General features: G+C 65.3%; 11 protein-coding genes. 10 read left to right on the top strand and 1 reads right to left on the bottom strand.

The genetic code is table 11. The annotated features are described in order from the left end of the window. Window positions 1–137: 137 nt before the first annotated feature. From AC5P5X_RS03310 to AC5P5X_RS03355, 10 genes are all read left to right on the top strand, one after another. Window positions 138–437 carry a YciI family protein gene (locus tag AC5P5X_RS03310; RefSeq protein WP_005410329.1) on the top strand — a complete coding sequence of 100 codons (300 nt, stop codon included), beginning with the start codon at window positions 138–140 and terminating at the stop codon, window positions 435–437. Between the two features lie 20 nt (window positions 438–457). Next, a complete protein-coding gene (locus AC5P5X_RS03315; RefSeq protein ID WP_032963317.1) occupies window positions 458–709 on the top strand; it encodes a BolA family protein in 252 nt (83 codons plus the stop codon). Between the two features lie 149 nt (window positions 710–858). After that, window positions 859–1896, top strand: coding sequence for a LacI family DNA-binding transcriptional regulator (locus AC5P5X_RS03320; RefSeq protein WP_012480808.1), 1038 nt, complete (start codon window positions 859–861; stop codon window positions 1894–1896). Window positions 1897–1972: 76 nt separating this feature from the next. After that, entirely contained in the window at window positions 1973–5029 is a 3057-nt protein-coding gene (locus AC5P5X_RS03325) for a TonB-dependent receptor (RefSeq protein WP_033832936.1), read from the top strand. 247 nt (window positions 5030–5276) lie between these two features. Further along, window positions 5277–6881 carry a glucoamylase family protein gene (locus AC5P5X_RS03330; protein WP_049451706.1) on the top strand — a complete coding sequence of 535 codons (1605 nt, stop codon included), beginning with the start codon at window positions 5277–5279 and terminating at the stop codon, window positions 6879–6881. Between the two features lie 4 nt (window positions 6882–6885). Further along, window positions 6886–8226: a sugar ABC transporter substrate-binding protein gene (locus AC5P5X_RS03335; protein ID WP_076739314.1), complete on the top strand. Its 1341-nt coding sequence runs from the start codon at window positions 6886–6888 to the stop codon at window positions 8224–8226. Further along, complete coding sequence (locus AC5P5X_RS03340) at window positions 8223–9104, top strand: carbohydrate ABC transporter permease (protein ID WP_005410323.1); 882 nt, start codon at window positions 8223–8225, stop codon at window positions 9102–9104. Before AC5P5X_RS03335 ends, AC5P5X_RS03340 begins: the two co-directional genes overlap by 4 nt. Continuing rightward, on the top strand, window positions 9101–9937 hold the full coding sequence (locus tag AC5P5X_RS03345) for a carbohydrate ABC transporter permease (RefSeq protein WP_185695130.1): 837 nt from the start codon (window positions 9101–9103) through the stop codon (window positions 9935–9937). Before AC5P5X_RS03340 ends, AC5P5X_RS03345 begins: the two co-directional genes overlap by 4 nt. Continuing rightward, window positions 9934–13101 (top strand): discoidin domain-containing protein, encoded by a 3168-nt coding sequence (locus tag AC5P5X_RS03350; RefSeq protein WP_111188826.1) that lies wholly within the window; start codon window positions 9934–9936, stop codon window positions 13099–13101. Before AC5P5X_RS03345 ends, AC5P5X_RS03350 begins: the two co-directional genes overlap by 4 nt. A 2-nt stretch (window positions 13102–13103) precedes the next feature. Next, on the top strand, window positions 13104–13988 hold the full coding sequence (locus AC5P5X_RS03355; protein WP_111188825.1) for an endonuclease/exonuclease/phosphatase family protein: 885 nt from the start codon (window positions 13104–13106) through the stop codon (window positions 13986–13988). Window positions 13989–14212: 224 nt separating this feature from the next. Here AC5P5X_RS03355 and rne read toward each other — a convergent pair whose 3' ends face one another. Next, window positions 14213–17503 (bottom strand): ribonuclease E, encoded by a 3291-nt coding sequence (gene rne / locus AC5P5X_RS03360; RefSeq protein WP_111189656.1) that lies wholly within the window; start codon window positions 17501–17503, stop codon window positions 14213–14215. Between the last annotated feature and the right edge of the window lie 190 nt (window positions 17504–17693).

Raw genomic sequence — 17693 nt, forward strand, 5'->3', positions numbered from 1 at the left:
AACCGACGGGCTGCTGCATCCAGCCACGTGCAATGGTGTCTAGGGTAAGCCTTTGTCGCGCCAGTGTCCAGCCGGGCTGGGGCGAGGGCGGCATTGGCTAGAATCTGCGCACCCGACAACGCAAGCGAGGAAATGCCGTGTGGTATGTGATTGAAGGCTATGACGGCCAGGACGTGCTGGCACAGCGACTGCAGGCACGTCCGGAACACCTGGCGCGCCTGCACGCGCTGCGCGACGAAGGCCGCCTGCTGCTGGCCGGACCGTGCCCGGCAGTAGACAGCGAGGACCCGGGCCCGGCCGGCTTCAGTGGTTCGGTGGTGATCGCGCAGTTCGAGTCGCTCGTGCAGGCCCAGGCCTGGGCTGATGCCGACCCTTACGTAGCCGCGGGCGTCTACACCCATGTACAGGTGCGTCCGTTCCGCAAGGTCCTGCCGTGAACGCGGAGCGGATCGAGCGGATGCGTGACGCACTGCAGCAGGCGCTGGCCCCGAGCGTGCTGGAAATCGAAGACGACAGTCATCGTCATGCAGGCCACGCCGGTGCGCGCGATGGCCGCGGTCATTTCAACGTGCATGTGGTCAGTGAACGCTTCGCCGGACTGGGTCCACTGGCCCGGCATCGCGCGGTCTATGCCGCGCTGGGCGCGATGATGGAGACCGACATCCACGCGCTGTCCATTCGTGCATTGACCCCGTCAGAACAGGGCTGAGCCCTTGTCCCACACTGTCCTGGCGGGTCCGTCAGCGGGCCCGCCACAGACAGATTTCCATGTCCATTTCAGGACATTCGCCTAACGGACTGTTTACAAGCCCAGATGGAAACGCTTACATTCCGCGCCAATGCTGGTAGGTCCAAGCCGTGGAGGGCGGCTTCGTGAACAAGGCAGCTATCACAATCAAAGACGTCGCTCGCGAAGCCCGGGTCTCCGTGGCCACGGTTTCCCGCGCGCTCAACGGGCATGAAAATGTCGCCGAACCGGTCCGCCAGCTTGTGCTGGAGGTGGCTGCACGGCTGCGTTACACCCCGCACGCCGCCGCCCGCAGCCTCAGCAGCCGTCGCACCAATACGGTGGGCGTGGTACTGCCTGACCTGTACGGCGAATTCTTCTCCGAGCTGATGCGCGGCATCGACAACGTCGCCCGCAACCGCCGCCAGCACCTGCTGGTGTCCAGTTACCACGGTGACCAGGAGCAGCAGGGCGCGGCCCTGCGCGCCATGCGCGGCCGCGTCGACGGCCTGCTGGTGCTCTCGCCCTATGCCGAGAGCCCGGGCTTCCTGACCGACAACCTGCCGCAGTCGTTGCCAACGGTGCTGATCAACACCTATCTGCCCGGGCAGGACCACCCGGTGCTGAGCATCGATGACCATGCCGGTGCGATGGCGATGACCCGCCATCTGCTTGACGCGGGTCACCGCCGTATCGCTTTCATTTCTGGCCCGGACCTCAACTTCGACGCGCGCGAGCGCCTGCGTGGCTTCCGTGACGCGTTGGCGGCTTTCGGCAGTGACGCCGAAGGCATCGAGCTGCCCGGTGATTTCGACGAAGCTTCCGGCCATCGCGCCGGTCAGGAGTTGTTGGCAGCCGGAGCGCTGCCTGATGCCGTGTTCGCCGCCAACGACATGATGGCGCTGGGTTGCCTGTATGCGTTCACGCAGGCAGGTGTCCACGTTCCGTCCGACGTCGCCCTGGCCGGTTTCGATGACATTCCACTGGCGCGTTTCGTCCACCCGTCGCTGACCACCATGCAGGTCAGCATCGCCGAACTCGGCGATCGGGCCATGACGCGCCTGATGCAGTTGATGGACGGCACCTCCACGGATGGGACAGGGGACAAGCAGACCCTGGTTCCCCGCTTGATAGTTCGCGATTCCACCACTCCGCCATCCGGCCGTTGAAGCCGGAGGCGTTCCTTCTTTTTTGATTGATCGCAGGGACCGCGCAAGCGGTTACCGCCACCCGGAGATTGAGTTGATGATGCACACCACCTTCCGCACGCCGGCGCGCCGGCTGCTGAGCACCGCACTGGTCAGCTGCCTGATGCTGGCTGCTGCTCCGAACGTCATGGCGCAGTCGGCCAATGCCAGCCTGCGCGGCCAGGTTTCCGGCGCGCAGGCCGGCGCCGAGGTGACCGCCACCAACGTGGCCACCGGCACCGTCCGTCGCGGTACCGTCCGTGCCGATGGAAGCTACTCGCTGATGGGCCTGGACCCGGGCACCTATGACGTGGTCGCCAACGGCCAGTCGCAGAAGGTCACCGTCACCGTGGCCTCGACCGCTACCCTGAACTTTGCCGGCGCTGCCAGCAGCACCCCGGGTACGACCGCAGCCACCAACCTGGACACTGTCAACGTCGTCGCGCCGACCCTGCTGCAGGAAGTGCGCACGTCCGAAGTCGGCAAGACCGTCAGCCTGCAGCAGATCCAGACCACCCCGCAGGTCTCGCGCAACTTCCTGGAGTTCGCCGACGCGGTGCCGGGCATGATCTTCACCCGCGACGCCAAGGGCAACACCTCGCTGCGCGGCGGTGCCACCAACTCCGACGGCACCAACGTCTACATCGACGGTGTGGGCCAGAAGAGCTACGTCAAGGGCGGCGGCGTGGCCGGTCAGTCCGGCAGTGCCGGTAACCCGTTCCCGCAGCTGGCCATCGGCGAGTACAAGGTCATCACCGGCAACTACAAGGCCGAGTACGGCCAGGTGTCCAGTGCAGCGGTCACGGCCGCGACCAAGTCGGGTACCAACGAGTTCAAGGGTGAAACCTTCTACCGTTATACCAACGACAGCATGCGCGCGATGACCCCGGCCGAGCGTCAGCCGGGCAAGGGCAAGGAGGATTCGGCCGAGAAGGAATACGGTTTCGCCCTGGGCGGCCCGATCGTCAAGGACAAGGCCCACTTCTTCGTGACCTATGAAGCCAAGCGCTTCGATCTGCCGGTGACCATCGCACCGCATGGTTCGGTGACCAACAAGGCCAACCGCGTCCCGGCTGATGCCCAGGCCGGCCTGGGCCCGGCCAGCCAGCCGTTCCAACAGGACCTGATCTTCGCCAAGGTCGACTTCGAGCCGACCGACAACGATCGCCTGGAACTGACCTTCCAGGACCGTGATGAAACCCAGCAGCAGTTCTCGGACCAGACCGCGCCGATGCACGGCAAGGAAACCAAGAACACTGACCGTCGTTACGCGCTGCGCTGGAACCACAGCGGTGAGCGTTACTACAACGAGCTGATGGTTACCCACGAGGATTCGTTCAACAATCCCAAGCCGCTGAGCATGGGCAACGGTTTCAACTACACCGCGCCGGACGGCAAGAGCGAGGAGCGCGCCATCGTCTCGATCGGTGGTTCCTCGGCAATGTCGTCGCAGGTGAAGGGCCAGAAGGGCTGGTCGATCGAAGACAACCTGACCCTGGATGGCATCCAGTGGGCGGGCGACCACACCATCAAGATGGGTGCCAAGTACAAGCAGATCGACCTGTACGCCTCCGATGCGGCGCAGATCAATCCGCAGTTCTACTACACCATCGACAACCCGACCTTCCCGGACAGCATCCCGTACAAGGCCCAGTTCGTGAAGCCGGTCACCGGCGTGTCCGGCGTGTCCGGCGAAGTGCGCTCGAAGGTGAAGCAGATCGGTCTGTTCATCCAGGATGACTGGCAGGTCAACGACCACCTGCAGCTGAACCTCGGCCTGCGCTGGGACTACGAGAAGAACCCGTCCTATCTGGACTTCGTGACCCCGCCGGAAGTGGTCAATGCGCTGTTCGCGCAGGATCCGCGTGCCGCCGCTGGCCAGAGCTACGCCGACACGCTGGCGCTGAGCGGCCTGAACATCAACGATTACATCAGCAACGGCCACAACCGCAAGGCATTCAAGAATGCCTGGCAGCCGCGTCTGGGTTTCTCGTATGACATCAATGCCGACGAGCAGCACGTGATCCACGGTGGTGCCGGTCGTTCCTACGACCGCGACCTGTTCGACTACCTGCAGCTGGAAACCACCAAGCTGGCCCTGCCGCAGCCGACGATCTACTTCCGCAATCCGGCAACCGGTCAGTGCTTCCAGGGCAACGCCGCGTGCTATGACTGGAACCCGAACCTGCTCAACGGTATCGGCAACCTCCAGAGCCTGGTCGGTTCGACCAGCAATGCCGGCCTGGAAGTCGACCTGCTGAACAACAATCTGAAGGTGCCCTACGCTGACCAGTTCAGCCTGGGCATGAGCAACCAGATCGGCGACTGGCTGACCGACGCCACCATCTCGCGCACGCTCACCTATGACGGCTTCGCCTTCACCCTGGGCAATCGCTACCCGACCGGCAACTTCTTCGACGATCCGCGTCTGTGCGGTGGCACCGAAGCCGGTCTGGGCCAGGCGTGGAGCTGCAACGTACCGGGCTTCGGCAGCCTGATCATCGGCCAGCAGGGCATCAAGACCCGTGCTACCCAGATCCTGTTGTCGGCGCAGAAGCCGTTCACCCAGGAAAGCGGTTGGGGCACCTCCATCGCCTATACCTGGACCACCGCCCGCCACAACCGTGACATCAACGAGCACTACGCGTTCGACCGTGGCGTGATCGGTGACTACCCGACCATCCGCTCCAACGGCGCGCCGCGTCACCGCCTGGTGGTGACCGGTTCGTATGCGGGCTTCTGGGGCATCACCTTCGGTGGCAAGATCACCCTGGCCACCCCGACCGCGATCAACGACTGGTACGGCGTGCCGCAGGCCAATGGTTTCGACCTGCCGACCCCGATGGCGGCGGTTCCGGGTGGCAACGGCAAGTTCCTGCTGGGTGGCAAGATCTTCGGTTATCGCTCGGTCGACCTGCAGGCGACGAAGACGTTCAAGATGCCGGGCGATACCGAGCTGTATGCGCGTATCGACATCATCAACGTGTTCAACTTCGACAATTTCTCGAACTACAACTACTACAAGAATGGCAAGTTGACCGCGAGCTACAACGAGACCGGCGACATCGTCGGTACGCCGCGCCAGGTCAAGGCCGAAGTGGGCTTCCGCTTCTAAGCCCGGATGGATGCATGACCCCGATGCCGCCGCTCCGCCGGCGGCATCGGGCGCGTGAAAACAGCAATGGCCGGCCCTGTGCCGGTCCATTGCCCATGCCGCTGCCGGTCAGGGGGCATCGGCATGGGCAATGATCGCGGTGTCAAACCACGTTTTTCGTGGTTTTTTAAGAACGCACCTTGTAAACGATTTCAGATCATTGGACGGTATGCTTTCCCATCGATCAGACCACCGGAGAAATCGCGCCATGCAGGCACGTCATCTGTTGTCCGCCGCAGCGTTGAGCCTGGCCGTGGCCGCCTGCCAGCCGGCCCAGCAGGAGCCTGCCAAGCCGCGCCCGCCGGTGATCCTGATCGAGGCCGATGCACCGCCGCGGCCGATGAAACCTGAGCTGCCGCCGCTGTTCGATGACATCGAGCGCCGCACCTTCCAGTTCTTCTGGGATACCACCAACGAGATCAATGGCCTGACCCCGGACCGCTATCCGTCGCGGCCGTTCGCCAGCATCGCCTCGGTCGGCTTCGCACTGACCGCGTATCCGATCGGCATCGAGAACGGCTGGGTCAGCCGCAACCAGGCGATCGACCGCACCCTGACTACCCTGAAATTCTTCCGCGATGTGCCGATGGGCCCGCAGCGTACCGGCAAGGCGGGTTACAAGGGCTTCTATTACCACTTCCTGGACATGCAGGAAGGCCGTCGCTACGACAGCTGGGTCGAACTGTCCTCGGTGGATACCGCGCTGCTGATGATGGGGGTGCTGTTCGCGCAGTCGTACTACGACGGTGACGATCCGCGCGAGAAGGAAATCCGCCAGATCGCCGACACGTTGTACAGGAAGGTCGACTGGCCCTGGCTGCAGCAGCGTGCGCCGCTGATCTCGATGGGCTGGTTCCCCGAGAGCGGTTTCATCGACCACGACTGGATGGGCTACAACGAGGCGATGATGGTCTACATCCTTGCCCTGGGTTCGCCGACGCACCCGGTCAGCCCGGATGCGTGGACGGTGTGGACGCGCACCTATGACAACGACTGGGGGGTCTACCAGGGCCAGGAATACCTGTCCTTCGGCCCGCTGTTCGGCCACCAGTACAGCCACGTCTGGATCGACTTCCGCGACATCCAGGACGCCTACATGCGCGAGCGCGGCAGTACCTACTTCCTCAACAGCCGCTCGGCTGCACTTGCCCAGCGTGAGTACGCCATCGCCAACCCGATGCAGTGGAAGGATTACGGCGAGAACGTCTGGGGCCTGACCGCCAGCGATGGCCCGCAGAACACCACGCAGGAATACCGTGGCGAGCAGCGCCAGTTCCGCCATTACTCTTCGCGCGGCGCTGGCCTGCGCGAGAACTTCGATGACGGCACCATCGCTCCGACCGCCGCGATCGCGTCGGTGGTGTTCGCGCCGGAACAGGTGATCCCGGCCACGCTGGAAATGCACAAGCGCTACGGCGATTACATCTATTCCAGCTACGGCTTCCTGGATTCGTTCAATCCCAGCTTCAACTACGACATCCCGATCAAGACCGGCCGCGTGGTGCCGGATCGTGGCTGGGTCGCCAGCGACTACATCGCCATCGACCAGGGGCCGATCCTGACCATGATCGCCAACTATCGCAATGATTTCGTCTGGGAAGTGATGAAGAAGAACCCGTACATCCGCAAGGGCCTGGAGCGGGCGGGGTTCAGTGGTGGCTGGCTGGCGCCGGAAGGTTCGTTCCAGCCGCTGGAACTGCAGAAAGACGAAAAGGCCGCGGCGGCACGCGCGGTGGGTATCGCCGAATCACGCGCGGCTGCCGCGCAGGAACAGAAGAACAATGCCAACCGCAACACAGGCCAGGGCAAGTAACCCGATGCCGAACTGGATCGACCGTCTGCGCCGCTGGACACTGCCAGCCCTGGCCGCACTGGCCGTGGCCGGCTGCGCCCGCACCGAACCGGGCACCACCACTGTGCGCTTCTGGGCAATGGGCCGGGAAGCCGAGGTGGTCAGCGAACTGATCCATGAGTTCGAAGCCGAGAACCCGGGCATCAAGGTGGACGTGCAGAACATCCCGTGGACCGCTGCGCACGAAAAGCTGCTGACCGCGTTCGCCGCCGACGGCCTGCCGGACGTGTGCCAGCTCGGCAACACCTGGGTGCCGGAGTTCGCCGAGCTCGATGCGCTGACCCCGTTGCAGCCGTTCGTCGATCGCTCTGCCGTGGTCGATGAGAAGGATTATTTCCAGGGCATCTGGGACACCAACGTGATCCACGGCGAGCTGGTGGGCGTGCCGTGGTATGTCGATACACGCCTGATCTACTACCGCAAGGACCTGCTGGCCAAGGCCGGCTACGACCACCCGCCGCGCACGTGGCAGGAGTGGGATGAGCAGATGGCAGCGATCAAGCGCATGCAGGGTCCGAACCGCTATGCGGTGCTGATGCCGATCAACGAGTTCGAGCAGCAGCTGTCGCTGGCACTGCAGCAGCCCGATCCGCTGCTGCGCGATGATGACACCCGCGGCAACTTCAGCAGCCCCGGCTTCCGCCGCACGCTGGCGTTCTACGCCAACATGTTCGAGCAGGGCTGGGCGCCGAAGATGTCCGAGACGCAGATCTCAAACGTCTGGGATGAGTTCTTCCGCGGCTTCAACGTGTTCTACATTTCCGGCCCATGGAACATCCGCGAGTTCAAGAAGCTGCAGCCGAAGGAACTGGAAGGGCAGTGGGGCACCGCAGCGCTGCCGGGGCCGGATGGTCCGGGCGCGGGCATCGCCGGTGGCACCAGCCTGGTGATCTTCCGCAAGTCGCAGCAGAAGGAGGCGTCGTGGAAGCTGATCGAGTTCCTGTCGCGCCCGCAGATCCAGGCACGTTTCCATTCGATCATCGGCGACCTGCCGCCACGCCGCAGCACGTGGAGTGCGCCGTCGCTGGCCAACGATCCGCTGGCCGCAGCGTTCCGTGACCAGCTGGAGCGGGTCAAGCCGACGCCGAAGGTGCTCGAATGGGAGCGCATCGTGCAGGAAATGCGCATCGTCACCGAGAAGGTGGTGCGCGGTGGCCTGCCGCAGGACAAGGCCGTCGAAGAGCTCGACCAGCGCGTGGACAAGGTGCTGGCAAAGCGCCGCTGGATGCATGAACAACAACGCCTGCAGCAGCGCGTTCCGTCGCCGCAATCGAGCAGTGCCGTGGCCGCCGGGAGCGCGCAATGAAACGTACTTCACTCGCCGGCTGGATTTTCGCCGGTCCCTCGCTGATCGTGCTGGGCGTGTTCTTCGGCCTGCCGGTGGCTTCGGCGCTGGCGCTGAGCGTGACCGACTTCGACCTGTATGCCCTGGCTGACAGCAGCAACCTGCGCTTTGTCGGCCTCGGCAACTACATCGATCTGCTGCAGACACCGATGTTCTGGAAGTCGCTGTGGAATACCACTTACTTCGTGTTGATCGGTGTGCCCTTGTCGATCGGCGTGTCGCTGGGCGCGGCAATGCTGCTGAATGCGCCGGCCGCACGCTTCAAGGCGTTGTTCCGCACCGCGCTGTTCGCGCCGGTGGTGACCACGCTGGTGGCGGTGGCGGTGATCTGGCGCTACCTGTTCCATACCAGCTACGGCCTGGTGAACTACGGCCTGGGCCATCTGGGCATCAGCCCGATCGACTGGCTGGGCGATCCCAACTGGGCGATGCCGACCATCATGCTGTTCGCGGTGTGGAAGAACTTCGGCTACAACATGGTGATCTTCCTGGCCGGCCTGCAGGCGATCCCGCATGACCTGTACGAGGCCGCGCGCATCGACGGTGCCTCGCGCTGGAAGCAGTTCCTGCACATCACCCTGCCGATGCTCGGCCCGGTGCTGCTGGTGGTCGGCGTGATCACCGTGTCCGGCTACTTCCAGCTGTTCGCCGAACCCTACGTGATGACCCGCGGCGACCCACTGCAGAGCACCGTCAGCGTGCTGTATTTCATGTTCGAGGAAGGCTTCAAGTGGTGGAACCTGGGACGCGCCTCCGCCGTGGCGTTCCTGCTGTTCCTGATCATCCTGGCGGTGACCACCGTGATGCTGCGTTTCGGCCGCAAGAGGCAGTTGGTATGAGTCGTGAAATCGGCCAGTCGCGCTGGTACCCGTGGTTGATCAATGGTGCGTTACTGGCGCTGGCCCTGGTCAGCCTGGCACCGCTGTTGTGGATGCTCTCGGTCTCGTTCATGCCGCAGGGCGAGGCCAGCCATTTCCCGCCGCCGCTGCTGCCTTCCAGCATCACCACGCACAACTACCATGAGCTGTTCGCGCGCACTGGCATGGGCGGCAACTTCGCCAACAGCCTGCTGGTGTCGCTCGGCATCACGGTCGGTTCGCTGCTGCTCAACACCATGGCCGGCTACGCGTTCGCCAAGCTCAACTTCGTCGGCCGCGAGCGCCTGTTCCAGGTGCTGATGGCGGCGCTGGTGATTCCGGCGCAGGTGGCGATGCTGCCGCTGTTCCTGCTGATGAAGCAGCTGGGCCTGGTCAACAGCTTCGGTGGCGTGATCGTGCCAGCGCTGGCCAGCGTGTTCGGCATCTTCCTGGTACGCCAGTACGCGCGTTCCATCCCGGACGAACTGCTGGAAGCGGCGCGCATCGACGGGGCAGGGGAGCTGCGCATCTTCTTCCAGATCGTGCTGCCGATGCTCAAGCCGGTGCTGGTGACCCTGGCGATCTTCACCTTCATGGGCGCATGGAACGATTTCATGTGGCCATTGATCGTGCTGACCGACCAGGAGCACTACACTTTGCCGGTGGCACTGGCCACCCTCTCGCGCGAGCACATCATGGACGTGGAAATGATGATGGCTGGCGCGGTGGTCACCGTGGTCCCGGTGCTGGCGCTGTTCCTGGTGCTGCAGCGGTACTACATCCAAGGTCTGTTGCTGGGGAGCGTCAAGGGATGAAGCGAGCGATCGCCGTTGGACTGGGCCTGTTGTGGACTTCCCTGGCGATCGCCGCACCACCGGCGCTGCCGGCACCGAAGGTGCTGGACGACTTCGACGACATCGCAGCCTGGACGCTGGTGCTGTCCGACCAGGTCAGCGGTTCGCTGCGCCCGGTCAGTGGTGCCGGTGGTGGCCGCGCGCTGTGCCTGGACTATGACTTCCACGATGTCTCCGGCTACGTCGGCATCCGCCGCGCGCTGAACATCGAGTACCCGGTCAATTACCGCTTCGGATTCCAGTTGCGTGGCGAATCGCCGGGCAACGACCTGCAGTTCAAGCTGATCGATGCCAGCGGCGACAACGTCTGGTGGGTCAACCGGCCCGGCTACAGCTTCCCCAAGGCGTGGACGCCGGTCGAGTACCGCCGCCGCCAGATCGACAAGGCGTGGGGTCCCTCGCCCGAGAAGGAGATGGCACGAAGCGCCGCCGTCGAGTTCACGATCTACAGCAAGGTCGGTGGCCGCGGCACGGTGTGCTTCGACAAGCTGACCCTGCAGGGCCTGCCGCCGCAGGATGATTCCGCGTTGGTGCCATCGGTGATTGCCGATACGGCCACCGCGCTGCAGGACCGCATGATCGACGGCAAGAGCGACACGTTCTGGATCAGCGGTGGCGTCAAGCAGCAGACCATCAGCCTGGACCTGCACAAGAGCCGCGAGATCGGCGGTGTAGTGATCGATTGGCTGCCGAACCTGGAAGCCAATCGCTACACCGTGCGGACGTCCGAGGATGGCCGGGACTGGCGCACTGTGCGCGAGGTGACCGGCGGTGCGGGGGGGCGCGATTGGCTGGCGCTGCCGGATACCGACGCGCGCTACGTGCGTTTCGATCTGCGCGATGGCCCGAACTGGCGCTATGGCATCCGTGACATCGCACTCAAGCCGCTGGCGTTCGCCGCCACGCCCAATGCCTTCCTGTCCTCGGTGGCCGCCGATCTGCCGCGTGGCTCGTTGCCGCGTGCCTATGTGGGCGAACAGCCGTACTGGACCCTGCTCGGCCTTGATGGTGGCCAGGAGCAGGCGCTGATCAGCGAAGATGGCGCGCTGGAGCCGGCCAAGGGCAGCTTCAGCATCGAGCCGTTCATCCGCCTGGACGGCAAGCTGCTGGACTGGTCGAAGGTCGCCATCACCCAGTCGCTGCAGGATCACTACCTGCCGATCGCCACCGTCGACTGGGTGCATGAGAAGGCCGGGCTTTCGGTGACCAGTTTCGTGCAAGGCACGCCCGAGCGCGCGCAGCTGATCGGCCGCTACCGGCTGAGCAATCCGGACAAGGTCGCGCACGAGTACACCCTGGCGCTGGCAATCCGTCCGTGGCAGGTCAACCCGCCCACCCAGTTCCTCAACACCGTCGGTGGTTTCAGCCGCATCGATGCACTGGATGTGGGCGAACAGCTGGTTCGGGTCAACGGTGAGCCGCGCATCTATCCGCTGCAGGCGCCGGATGCGCGCTTTGCCAGTACGTTCGATGGCAAGCTCGATGCGATGCATCTGGAAAGCGGCAAGTACCCGGCCACGACCGCAGTGAAGGACAGCACCGGCATGGCGTCGGGTGCGCTGATGTACACGATCAAGCTCGAGCCCGGCCAGAGCCGCGAAGTGGCGGTGGTGCTGCCGCAGACCGGTGGCTGGGCGCCGCAGGCGCTGGACGTGGCCAAGGCGCAGGCGCAGGTGGCCGATCAATGGCGGCAGAAGCTGGGCGTGGTCTCGCTGCAGGTGCCGGCTGCGGGCCAGGCACTGGTCGATACCCTGCGCACGGCCGTCGCGCACATGCTGATCTCGCGGGTTGGCCCACGCCTGCAGCCGGGCACGCGCTCGTACGCGCGCAGCTGGATCCGCGATGGCGCGATGATTTCCGAGGGCCTGCTGCGCATGGGGCGCAGCGATGCCGTGCGTGACTACATCAACTGGTATGCGCCGTACCAGTTCGAGAACGGCAAGGTGCCGTGCTGCGTCGACGCGCGCGGCAGCGACCCGGTACCGGAGAACGACAGCCATGGCGAACTGATCTACAGCATTGCCGAGTATGGACGCTACACCGGCGACAGCACGTTCACCGAGCTGATGTGGCCGCACGTGCAGGGCGCCTACAACTACATGGAGCAGCTGCGCGCCAGCGAGCGCACCGAGGAGAACCGCGCACGCAATCCGGCCTTCTACGGGATGATGCCGGCCTCGATCAGCCACGAAGGCTATTCGGCCAAGCCGATGCATTCGTACTGGGATAATTTCTGGGCGTTGCGCGGCTACAAGGACGCGGCATCGCTGGCGGCCCAGCTGGGCAAGGTCGAGGCGATGCAGATCGCCGGATCGCGTGACCAGTTCCGTGATGACCTGCAGGCCTCGCTGCTGTCGGCGATGCAGCAGCACGACATCGACTACCTGCCGGGCTCGGCCGAGCTGGGCGATTTCGATGCGACCTCGACCACCATCGCGCTGGCGCCGGGCGGCGAGCAGGGCCGACTGCCGCAGCAGGCACTGGAGGCGACCTTCGAGCGCTATTGGAAGGAGTTCGTGGCCCGCCGCGACGGCAAGCGTGAGTGGAAGGACTACACCCCGTACGAGTGGCGCAACGTGGCGGCGTTCGTACGCCTGGGCTGGCGTGACCGCGCCTGGCAGGCCACCGAGTTCTTTTTCAAGGACCGTGCGCCGCAGGCCTGGAACCAGTGGGCCGAGGTGGTCTCGCGCACGCCGCGCAAGCCGTTCTTCGTCGGTGACCTGCCGCACGCCTGGGTAGCCTCGGACTTCGTGCGCTCGGCCTTGGACATGTTCGCGTACAGTCGTGACATGGACGATGCGCTGGTGCTGGCCGCCGGCATTCCGAGCGCCTGGCTGCAGGGCGAGGGCATCGCCGTGCAGGGCCTGCGCACGCCGCAGGGCCAGCTCAACTACCGCCTGCAGCGCAGCGACAAGCAGCTGGTGCTGGAGGTGCAGCCGGGCCTGGTGCCACCGGTCGGTGGCGTGGTGTTGCCATGGCCGTACGCCGGTGATCCGGGTGAGGCGACCATCAACGGCGAAGCGGCCGAATGGGTCAACAAGGAACTGCACGTGCACCAGCTGCCGGCGCGGGTCGAGATCGATGTACCGAGCGCGGTGCGCCGCGCCGAGCGCAAGGGGCAGTAACGATGAAGCAGCAGGGGGCAAGAGTGCGCACGATCGTGCGCGCCCTGGGGCTGGCCATTGCATTGGCACTGCCGGGCGCCGCGATGGCGGCCGATCCAGCCGCCGGGGCAGCGGCTGATGTCGCCACCGCGCCAGGCATGAGCATGGTCACCTTCAATCTGCATCATGACCGCGAGGACTGGCCACGCCGGCGCCGCACCATCCTGGCCGAACTCAAGCGCCTGCAGCCGGATGCGGTTGCCCTGCAGGAGGTGATCCAACGCCGCAACGTGCGAAACCAGGCGCAATGGCTGGCCAGCCAACTTGGTTACAAGTACGTGTTCGTGTCCACCGATGCGGTCGGCGCGCCCAAGCGCTACGGCAATGCGCTTCTGACCCGGCGGCCGATCCTTGCCCAGGGGGATCATCTGCTGCAGCCCTTGGACGACTACCGCACCGTGGCCCACCTGCGCATCGACGTCGATGGCACGCCGGTAAACGTCTACGCCACGCATCTGAACGAGCGCAGTGATGAGAGCGGACAACGCATCCGTCGCAGTCAGGTCGAGGACCTGCTGCGCTTCATCAGCGCGACGTCGGCGGGCGCGCCGGTGGTGATCGCAGGTGACTTCAATGCACTGGTGGATGCCGGCGATCTGAGCGAGCTGCGCAGCCACTACGGCGACAGTTACGGCAGCGTGCACGTCAACACCGATCTGTCCGGGGTCAGTACGCTCAACCGCCACTATTACCAGGCGCCGTCGCGGATCGACCACATCTTCTTCCAGCAGGACGAGATGGTCGCGCGCGAGGCGAAGATCCTGTTCGACCAGCCCGACGACAGCGGTCGCTGGGCCTCGGACCACTACGGCGTGTGGACCCGCCTGCAGTTCGCGCCGAAACCCTGACGGGACACGCTTAGGTAGGTGCCAACCTTGGTTGGCACGGGCGTGTCCGCGTGCACTCAATCAACGGCGCCAACCAAGGTTGGCCTCTACCAAAGCGGTGACCGTGCGCGGGTTGTGCCCTGGTGGGTGCCAACCTTGGTTGGCACGGTTCGGCCCGAAGCACAAACAAAAACGGCGGGGATCATTGATCCCCGCCGGTTCGTTTTCACGCTATCAAGGAGCGATCAGTTCGCCGGCGGCGTGCGCTTGGCGGCCTCTTCGTCTTCTTCATCAGCCTTGGCTTCTGCAGCCTGGGCGCCAGCGTCGGCATGGCCATCGGCGACCGGATCGATCGACGGCGTCACCACCGCATCAGCGCTCGGGGCGGCGGCTTCGATCGGTGCGGCTTCGACCGCCACCGGAGCGACCGGCTGTTCCACGATCGGCGCAGTCTCGACGACCGGCGTGGCTTCAACGGCCGGGGCGGCCTCCACCACCGGGGCACTCTCACTGGCCACCGGCTTGGTTTCAACCACCGGGGTTGCTTCAACCACCTGCGGCTTCGATTCCACGACCGGCGCGGCCTCGACTGCGACCGGCTTCGCTTCGATCACCGGAGCGGCTTCAACCACCGCGGCCGTTTCAGCCACAACCGGCTTTGCTTCGATGGCCGGCGCAGCAGCGTCCACCACCGGAGTGGCGTTGGCGACCGGTGCGGCAGCGGCGACCGGCTGGACCGGGGTCGCGGCGTCGATGGCATCGAGCATGCTGGTCTGCACCGGCGAGGACACCGCTTCGGTCTTCGCAGCTTCGACCGGTGCCTGCACTTCAGCCACGACCGGGGTGGCGGCTTCGACCACAGCGCTGCTCACCACGGCAACCGGCGCGGCGACAACAGCGGCTGCAGCACGGGCTGGCTTCTCGGCTTCGACAGCGACCGGCTCGGCTTCGTCATCGAAGTCGAACTCCGGCTGCGAACGCGTGGGCTGCACAGCCGCGACCGGCGCAGTGCCGGCAGTGCTGTCGATGTTCGGCTCGGCGCCGTCGGCGTCATCACCGTCATCACCCTCGTCCTGGTCATCACCCAGGGCGTCGCTGCCGGCGGCGTTTTCGGCGCCACCGCGGCGACGACGACGGCCACCACGACGGCCACGGCGACGGCGGGTTGCGCCTTCGCCAGCCTGCTCGCCATTGGCGTCGGTTGCAGCCTCTTCACCGGCAACTGCAACCACGTCGGTCGCACTGGCCGCATTGGCAGCGGTGTCGACCGGTGCGGCCGCTTCCACCGGGGCGACTGGGGCGACAGGCGCGGTGGCTTCCTGCGCGTTCACCCCATTGGCGGCGACGGCCGTAGCGGCTACGGCTGCAGCTGCGGTCACGGCTTCGGCAGGTGCTTCGGCGGCATTGCGCTGCGGCTTCTCGGCCGGCTTGTCACCGTCCTGCTGCTGCGGGCGCGGCTGCTTGGGCTGCTTCAGCTTCGGTTGCTGGTTCTGGTTCTGGCCCTGCTGCTCGTTGCGCGGCTTGTTCTGCTGCTGCGGCGGCTGCTGGCCATCCTTGTGCTGCGGCTCCTTCTGCTTGCCCTGCTGCGGCTGCTGCTGCTGCGCATTGCCGTTATTGCCGTTGCGGCCGTCCTTGCGCTGCTCGCCGCGGTCCTTGCGGTTGCCGCCATCCTTCTGCTGCTGCGCGTTGCCATTGCCACGATTGTCGTCGCGACGGTCCTTGCGGTCCTTGTTGCGATCCTTGTTGCGGTCCTTGCGACCGCCGTCCTGCTGCTGGCGTGCAGCCGGGGCGGCCGGTGCCGGCGCGGGCGCCGGTTCGCCACCGAACACGCGCTTGAGCCAACCGATCACGCCGCCCGCCGGGGCCGGCGCAACAGGGGCTGCAGCGACCGGGGCCGGAGCGGCCGCGGCCGGCTCCACTTCCTCGCGCACCGGGGCCGGGGAGGTGTGCTTGACCTGGGTCACCGCCGGCGGCGGGATGTTCAGCTGGCCCTTGGTCAGCGCGTGCACCGGCAGCTTGCGCGGGGTGCCGCGCTGGTAGCTGGGCTTGCTGCTTTCTTCACCCAGCTCGTTCTCGCGCAGGCGGGTCACGGTGTAGTGCGGGGTGTGCAGCTGCTCGTCGGCGACGATCACGATCGGCGCCTCGTGGCGCTGTTCGATCTCGCGCAGGGCGCTGCGCTTCTCGTTCAGCAGGTAATTGGCGATCTCCACCGGGGCCTGCACCAGCACCTGCCCGGTGTTCTCCTTCATCGCATGCTCTTCAGCCACGCGGATGATCGACAGCGACAGCGACTCGACGCTGCGCATGCGGCCGTGGCCGTCACAACGCGGGCAGACGATCTGGCTGGACTCGCCCAGGCTCGGGCGCAGGCGCTGGCGGCTCATTTCCAGCAGGCCGAAGCGCGAGATGCGGCCGACCTGCACGCGCGCGCGGTCGTACTTCAGCGCGTTGGCGAGGCGGTTCTCGACTTCGCGCTGGTGCTTGTTGGACGCCATGTCGATGAAGTCGATCACCACCAGGCCGCCCAGGTCACGCAGGCGCAGCTGGCGGGCCACTTCCTCGGCCGCTTCCAGGTTGGTCTGGAACGCGGTGTCCTCGATGTCGCTGCCCTTGGTGGCGCGCGAGGAGTTGACGTCGACGGCGGTCAGCGCTTCAGTCTGGTCGACCACGATCGAGCCGCCCGACGGCAGGCGCACGTTGCGCTCGTAGGCGCCTTCGATCTGCGATTCGATCTGGAAGCGGTTGAACAGCGGGATGTCGTCCTTGTAGTGCTTGAGCTTGCGCAGGGTCTGCGGCATCACCTGCTGCATGAATTCGCGGGCGTGCTCGTACATTTCCTCGGTGTCCACCAGGATCTCGCCGATGTCGGCGCGCAGGTAGTCACGCAGGGCGCGCACGATCAGGCGCGATTCCTGGTAGATCAGGAACGGGGCGGGCTTGCTCAGTGCCGCTTCGGCAATGGCGCGCCAGACATTGAGCAGGTAGTCCAGATCCCACTGCAGTTCTTCCGCATCGCGGCCGACGCCGGCGGTACGGATGATCACGCCCATGTCGTCGGGGATGTTCAGCTTGTCCAGGGCGTCCTTCAGTGCGGCCCGGTCTTCGCCCTCGATGCGGCGCGACACGCCGCCGGCGCTGGGTGAGTTCGGCATCAGCACCATGTAGCGGCCGGCCAGCGAAATGAACGTGGTCAGGGCGGCGCCCTTGTTGCCACGCTCTTCCTTGTCGACCTGGACGACTATCTCCTGGCCTTCTTTCAGCAGCTCGCGGATGCCGGCCTTGTTGTGGTCGACACCGGCCTGGAAGTAGTCGCGGGAGATTTCCTTCAGCGGCAGGAAGCCATGGCGGCCACCGCCGTACTCGACGAAGGCCGCTTCCAGCGAGGGCTCGATGCGGAAGATCCGGCCCTTGTAGATGTTGGACTTCTTCTGTTCCTTCGACGGCTGTTCGATGTCGATGTCATACAACGACTGGCCATCCACGATGGCAACACGCAGCTCTTCAGCCTGCGTGGCGTTGATCAGCATTCGCTTCATTGTTGCGTTCCTCGCAAGCGGCTACCGCGCGGAACGCCATGGGGTTTCGCCTCTGGACACGGCTCGCCGCCCATTCGCGCAAGCGCGGGGAGGGCGGCTTGGGTTTCCAGCGCTACGACACCACGGCAGGCCGCGGGAGCGCTTCACTCTTATGGTTTTTGGGTGTTGCAGGGCCGCAGGCAGCTGTCAG

Source organism: Stenotrophomonas sp. YJH_SMC_91 (assembly GCF_059368495.1).

Coding starts and splice junctions, on each gene's coding strand:
- AC5P5X_RS03315 (WP_032963317.1), top strand. CDS start 458: ATGCGTGACGCACTGCAGCAGGCGCTGGCCCCGAGCGTGCTGGAAATC.
- AC5P5X_RS03325 (WP_033832936.1), top strand. CDS start 1,973: ATGATGCACACCACCTTCCGCACGCCGGCGCGCCGGCTGCTGAGCACC.
- AC5P5X_RS03330 (WP_049451706.1), top strand. CDS start 5,277: ATGCAGGCACGTCATCTGTTGTCCGCCGCAGCGTTGAGCCTGGCCGTG.
- AC5P5X_RS03335 (WP_076739314.1), top strand. CDS start 6,886: ATGCCGAACTGGATCGACCGTCTGCGCCGCTGGACACTGCCAGCCCTG.
- AC5P5X_RS03340 (WP_005410323.1), top strand. CDS start 8,223: ATGAAACGTACTTCACTCGCCGGCTGGATTTTCGCCGGTCCCTCGCTG.
- AC5P5X_RS03345 (WP_185695130.1), top strand. CDS start 9,101: ATGAGTCGTGAAATCGGCCAGTCGCGCTGGTACCCGTGGTTGATCAAT.
- AC5P5X_RS03350 (WP_111188826.1), top strand. CDS start 9,934: ATGAAGCGAGCGATCGCCGTTGGACTGGGCCTGTTGTGGACTTCCCTG.
- AC5P5X_RS03355 (WP_111188825.1), top strand. CDS start 13,104: ATGAAGCAGCAGGGGGCAAGAGTGCGCACGATCGTGCGCGCCCTGGGG.
- rne (WP_111189656.1), bottom strand. CDS start 17,503: ATGAAGCGAATGCTGATCAACGCCACGCAGGCTGAAGAGCTGCGTGTT.